The sequence below is a fragment of the Streptomyces sp. NPDC006309 genome (assembly GCF_040613095.1).
Lineage (GTDB): Bacteria > Actinomycetota > Actinomycetes > Streptomycetales > Streptomycetaceae > Streptomyces.
Map to the genome: position 1 here is coordinate 1 of NZ_JBEXRO010000055.1, position 6337 is coordinate 6337.

The following is a 6337-nucleotide window of genomic DNA, read 5'->3' on the forward strand; positions in this document are numbered from 1 at the left end:
GCGACCCGGCCGGAGGCGACACTGGAGGTGGTTCCGGTGAGGCCGAACCCGGCCGCACCGGCAGCCGCCTCACCGAGCCGAGGACCGTACTCCTGGGCGATGGCCCCCAGGAACACGCCCGTTGACGTGCCGTGCAGCGAGCCGGGCGCGATGCCGGCCCGCTCCAGGGCCTCCCAGGACACTTCCAGCAGCAGGCGCTGCTGCGGGTCCATCGCCAGCGCCTCACGCGGCGAGATCCCGAAAAGCTCCGCGTCGAACTCCGCGGCGCGTTCCACGAATCCACCGTGCCGGACGTATGTGGTGCCGGAGTGCTCCGGGTCGGGGTGGTAGAGGCCGTCCAGGTCCCAGCCCCGGTCGGCCGGGAAGCCGGAGATCACGTCGCGCTGCTGGGCGACGACCTGCCACAGCCCCTCCGGCGATTCCACCCCGCCCGGGAAGCGACAGCCCATGCCGACGATGGCTATCGGATCGTTGGTGCCGTCCTCCAGTTCACGGACCCGCTGGCGGGACTCGTGGAGGTCGACGGTGAGGCGCTTGAGGTAGTCGACCAGCTTGTCGTAGTCCTTCGTGCTCATGATGGTGGTGCCCCCGTAGACGTCGTGACGCTGTGCGTTGTGTGGCGTGGACCCTGCGTCGCCGCTGTCGAGCCGTGCCCGGGCTGGCCGGGCGCAGCGAACCGAGTGAGCAGGGTGAGGGGCGGGCGGGATGCCACGGAGCGCGGCGAGCCGCCCGGCCGAGTGTGATGCGGTGCGATGTGATGCCGTGCGGTGAGGCGAGGTGCGGTGTGGCTTGGTGCGGGTCAGAGCTCGGAGTCGATGAACGCGAGGAGTTCGTCGACCGATGCCGACTGGACCCGTGTGGTCAGATCGTTGTGGTTGGTCCGGGACCGCTGGACCGGCACCCGGACCAGCAGCGCCTGGAGCCGCTGGATGATCTCGGCCCTGGTGTCGTCGTCGGAGCCGTCCGCGAGTTCGGCGAGTGCCGCTTCGAGCCTGTCGAGTTCGGCCAGGCCGGGCCTGGTCGGCGAGGCGGTCGGGCCGGTGTCTCCGGCTTCGGCCGGTGCCAGTTCACCGTGCAGATGGGTGACGACCGCCCTGGGTGTCGGGCAGTTGAAGAGGAAGGTGGCGGGCAGCCGGAGTCCGGCGCCGGTCTGGAGCCTGTTGCGCAGCTCCACGAGGGTGAGCGAGTCGCAGCCCAGGTCCTTGAAGGGCCGGTCGGCGGGGATGCCGGCCGCTTCGGACCGGCCGAGTACGGCGGCGGTCTGCACCCGGACGAGGTCCAGCAGCATCTCGTCCTGCTCGGCCCGGCTCACCGCGGCGAGCCGGTCGCGGAGGGACGTGGACTTCGCCGTGGTGACGGTGGCCTGAGGGTCGGCAGGGCGCGGCGCGGCCGGCACCAGATCCCTGAGCACGACCGGGAGTTGAGCGCCGAGCGCAGCGAGCGCGGCCCGGTCGATGTGTGCGGGCACGAGTGCGGCGCTGTCCATGCGCAGGGCCGCGTCCAACAGGGCCAGGCCTTCCACCGGGTCGATGGAGGAAAGGCCGCTCCTGGCGAGCCGCCCCCGGTCGGCCTCGGTCAGGGCGCCCGCCATCCCGGCAGCACCGGTCGTCCCCGTACCACCGGTCGTCTCCGTGCCGCCGGCGCCTCCGTCGGTGCCCGGCCCTTTCGCGGCGTCCGCCCACAGTCCCCAAGCCAGGGACAGTGCCGGGAGCCGACGGGCCCTGCGGTGCTGGGCTAGGGCGTCCAGGCAGGCGTTGGCCGCCGCGTAGTTGCCCTGCCCCGCCCCGCCGATGACGCCCATGACGGAGGAGAAGAGGACGAAGGCCGCGAGATCCTGGCCGGCGGTCAGTTCGTGCAGGTTCCACGCCGCGGTCGCTTTGGCCGCGAGGACGGTGTCGAGGCGTTCGGGGGTGAGTGCGGTGATCACGCCGTCGTCGAGCACTCCCGCCGCGTGCACGACGGCCGTGAGCCGTACGCCGGTCAGCAGCTGCGCGAGCGCCTCGCGGTCGGCGGTGTCACAGGCCGCGAGGTGGACCTCGGCGCCCGACCCCGTCAACTCCGCGACGAGTTCCGTCGCTCCGGGTGCGTCGGGGCCACGGCGGCTGACCAGCAGCAGACGCCGGGCGCCGTGCTCGGTGACCAGGTGCCGGGCGACGATTCCACCGAGGGCCCCGGTGGCGCCGGTGACCAGGACCGTACCGGCCGGATCGAGGGCCACCGGCAGGGTGAGGACCACCTTGCCGACGTGCCGGGCCTGGCTGACGTGGCGGAACGCCTCCGGTGCCCGGCGCACGTCCCACTCACTGACCGGCAGAGGAGACAGTGCGCCCGACGACAGCAACCGCATCACCTCGGCGAGCAGTTCGGTGATCCGGTCGGTCGGGGCCCGGAGCAGGTCGAAGGACCGGTAGTCGACCCCGGGGTGCTCGGCCGCGACCTCCCGCGGGTCGCGCAGATCGGTCTTGCCCATCTCCACGAAACGGCCGCCGTGCGGCAGCAGCCTCAGCGAGGCGTCCACGAACGCACCGGCGAGAGAATCCAGTACGACGTCCATGCCGCGCCCCTCGGTGGCCGCGGCGAACGCGGTCTCGAAGTCCAGGGTGCGCGACGACGCCAGATGTACGTCGTCCAGGCCGAGGGCACGCAGCGCGCCCCACTTGCCGGGACTCGCCGTGCCGTAGACCTCCGCCCCCAGATGCCGGGCCAGTTGCACGGCGGCCATGCCGACACCGCCCGCCGCCGCGTGGATCAGGACGCGCTCGCCCGCACGCAGACCGGCGAGGTCGACCAGGCCGTGGTAGGCGGTGAGGAACACGATGGGCGCGGACGCCGCCTGGGCGTACGTCCAGGCGGCCGGCATGGCGGCGACCCGCCGGTGGTCGGCCACGGCCACCGGGCCGAACGCTCCGGAGAACAGGCCCATCACCCGGTCACCGACCTCGAAGCCGGTGACGCCCGGCCCCACCTCGGAGACGACACCGGCCCCTTCGAGACCGAGCAGGCCGGGATCGCCGGGATAGAGACCGAGGGTGTTCAGTACGTCACGGAAGTTGACGCCCGCGGCGCGCACCGCGATGCGCAGCTCACCGTCGCCGAGCCGGGCCAGGGACTCCGGGCAGGGGTCGAGCACCAGGTGGTCCAGCGTCCCGCGTTCGCGGACCGCCAGCCGCCAGGCCGCCCCGGCCGGGGGGACGAGGGTGCCGTCGGCCGTCGCGGGACCGAGCCTGGGCACCAGCAAGGCTCCGTCCCGTACCGCGAGTTGTGACTCCGAACCGGTCAGCGGCAGCGCGGCACGGCAGTCGGCGGCCCACTCCACGTCCAAGAGCCCTACGCGCCCCGGGTGTTCGGTCTGCGCCGACCGCGCCAGCCCCCACACGGCCGCGTCGGCGGGGTCCGTCACGTCCGCGTCCGGTGCCGTGGCCACGGCACCCCGGGTGACCAGCACCAGCCGGGAGTCCGCGAACCGGTCGTCGGCCAGCCACGCCTGAAGCAGAGCGAGCGCGCGATGCACGGAGGAACGAGAGCCGCCCACCGGGCCGTACGCGCCGTGCACGGACTGGGCGCCGCCCACCCCGTACGCGAGGCCCACGGCCGGCGCCGGATCGATGAGCGGTGACAAGTCGACGGTCGGCGACGAATCCCCACCCGGCGACAGCTCCACGCCCGGCGACAGATCCACGAGCGGCGCGAAGACCACCGAGGGCGCGGGCAGCCCCGCGTCGAGGGTCTCGCCCAGTGCCGCGAGGTCGGCGTAGCGCGGGCCGACGCCCAGGTCGGCGGTGCCGAGTACGGCGGCGTCCGGCGGCGGCTGCCGGTCCGCGCCGGCCGGCTTCCACATCAGGCGGTGGAGCGACCGTGGTACGACGGGGTCGTCACCGGCGGGGCGGAGCAGCAGTTCCTCGATCTCGGCGATCACCGCGCCGGTCTCGTCCAGCAAGGTCAGCGCGACCGCGTCCGGCCCACCGGCGGTGATCAGGACGCGAGCGGTGCGTGCGCCGGGCTGGTGGACGGACACACCGCGCCAGGAGAAGGGCAGCAGACGACGGCCGGCACCGCCCAGCGCGGTCGTGACGACCGGGTGCAGGGCCGCGTCGAGCAGGGCCGGGTGCAGTCCGTAGGAGGCCGCGTCGGTGACGGACGCCGGGAGTGCGACCTCGGCGAGCAGGTCCGCACCGTGCCGCCACGCGGCGCGCAGGCCGCGGAAGACAGGGCCGTAGCTGTATCCGGCCGCGGCCAGTTCGTCGTAGCAGCCGTCGAGGGACAGTGGCTCGGACGCGGCGGCGGGCCAGCCGGCGGCGGCCGTGGGGGGCCCTGCGTGCGGTGCGAGGAGGCCGGTGGCGTGCAGGGCCCACGGCCCTGTGGTGCCCTCCGGCGCCGTGGCCCGGGCGTGCACGGTGAGGGCGCGCTGCCCCTCGTCGTCAGGCGCGGCGACGACGAGCTGCACCTCCGCGCTGCCGTCCTCAGGGAGCACCAGCGGTGCCGTCAGGGTGAGTTCGGCGACCCTCGGCACGCCGGTCCTGGTTCCCGCCCGGGCGGCGAGCTCCAGGAAGGCGGTACCGGGCAGCAGCACCGAGCCGAGGACGGTGTGGTCGGTGAGCCAGGGGTGCGTGCGGCGGCCGAGCCGGGCGGTCAGCACGGCCTGCCCGGACGCGGCGAGTTCCACGGCGGGCCCGAGCATCGGATGGCCGGCCGGTCCCCGGCCGCCGTTCGCGGTCAGCCAGTAGCGCTCCCGCTGGAAGGCGTACGTGGGCAGGTCCGGCCTCCGCCCCGCGCCGAACACGGCGTGCCAGTCCGGGCTTCGGCCGCGGACGTGCAGGGCGCCGAGCGCGGTGGCCAGGGTGCGGCGCTCGGACCGGCCACGGCGCAGCACCGGCACGAACGCCGCGGTGTCGTCGTCCAGGCAGCCCTGGCCCAGTGCCGACAGCACGCCGTCCGGGCCGAGTTCGACGAAGGTCCGCACCCCCAGATCGCGCAGCGCGGCCAGACCGTCGGACAGCCGTACCTCCCGGCGCACCTGCCGGACCCAGTAGTCGGCGGTGATGTCGACGGGCCGTCCGGTGACGGTGGACACCATGGTGATGTGCGGCGCGGCGTACCGGACTCCCGCCGTGACCGTGCCGAACGCGTCGAGCATCCCGTCCATGCGGTGCGAGTGGAAGGCGTGGCTCACGACGAGCCGGCGTGTCTTGCGGCCGTCGGCGGCGAACACGGTCGCGATCCGCTCGACGGCCTCGACGTCACCGGAGATGACGACGGCGGTGGGGCCGTTCACGGCGGCGATGCTCACCTCGTGCTCGCGGCCTTCCAGCAGTGCGCGGACCTCGTCCGGTGACGCCTGGACGGCCATCATCGTGCCGCCGGCCGGCAGAGCCTGCATGAGCCGGCCGCGCGCCGCGACCAGGGCGCAGGCGTCGGGCAGGGTGAGGATCCCGGCGACGTGCGCGGCGGCGAACTCGCCTATCGAGTGGCCCAGTACGGCGTCCGGTGCCAGCCCCTGGTGCTCCAGCAACCGGAACAGCGCGACCTGGAGGGCGAAGAGGGCACTCTGGGTGTTCTCGGTCCGGTCGAGCGCCTCGGCGTCGTGGAACATCACCTCGCGGATCGGCGAGGTGCCGGACACGGAGCCGCGGCAGGCATCGAGTTCCCCGCACACCTCGTCCAGAGCGGCGGCGAAGACCGGCTCGGCCGCGTACAACGCACCGCCCATGCCCACACGTTGACTGCCCTGCCCGGTGAAGAGGTAGGCGAGTCCGTCGTCGGGGCGCGCCGTGCCGACGGTCAGAGCGGAGTGCGGTTCGCCACGGCTCAGCGCGGTCAGCGCCGCCCGGGCCTCGGCACGGGTATCGGTGGTGACGGCCGCACGGTGGTCGAGGGCGCTGCGGGTGGTGGCCAGGGCGCGGCCGAGGTCCCGGGTGGGTACGCCGTCCAGAACGTCCGAGGCGTCGAGGAGCACGGTGGCCTGAGCGCGCAGAGCCGGCTCCGTACGGCCGGACAGCACCCACAGGGGAGCGGAGTCGTCCTGCCCGGCGCCGGCCTCGGGCACGGGCGTCTCGGCGGGTGCTTCTTCGAGGATGGTGTGGGCGTTGGTGCCGCTGATCCCGAAGGACGAGACAGCGGCCCGCCGTGTCCTGCCCTCGCCGGTGGGCCATGGACGCGGTTCGGTCAGCAGCTCGATGCCGCCCGCGTTCCAGTCGACCAGGTCGCTGGGCTTGCCGACGTGGAGTGAGGCGGGCAGTGCGGCGTGGCGCAAGGCCATGACCATTTTGATGATGCCGCCGACTCCGGCGGCGGCTTGTGCGTGGCCGAGGTTGGATTTGAGGGAGCCCACGAGGAGCGG

General features: G+C 73.8%; 2 protein-coding genes. Both read right to left on the reverse strand.

Features of this window, described 5'->3' with window-relative positions:
* The coding region (locus tag ABZ117_RS34060) for a beta-ketoacyl synthase N-terminal-like domain-containing protein (RefSeq protein WP_356826656.1) at positions 1–575 on the reverse strand (575 nt) is incomplete at its 3' end.
* Positions 576–799: 224 nt separating this feature from the next.
* The gene (locus ABZ117_RS34065) at positions 800–6328 is read right to left on the reverse strand and encodes an SDR family NAD(P)-dependent oxidoreductase (protein WP_356826658.1); all 5529 of its coding nucleotides are present in this window, start codon (positions 6326–6328) and stop codon (positions 800–802) included.
* Positions 6329–6337 lie beyond the last annotated feature (9 nt).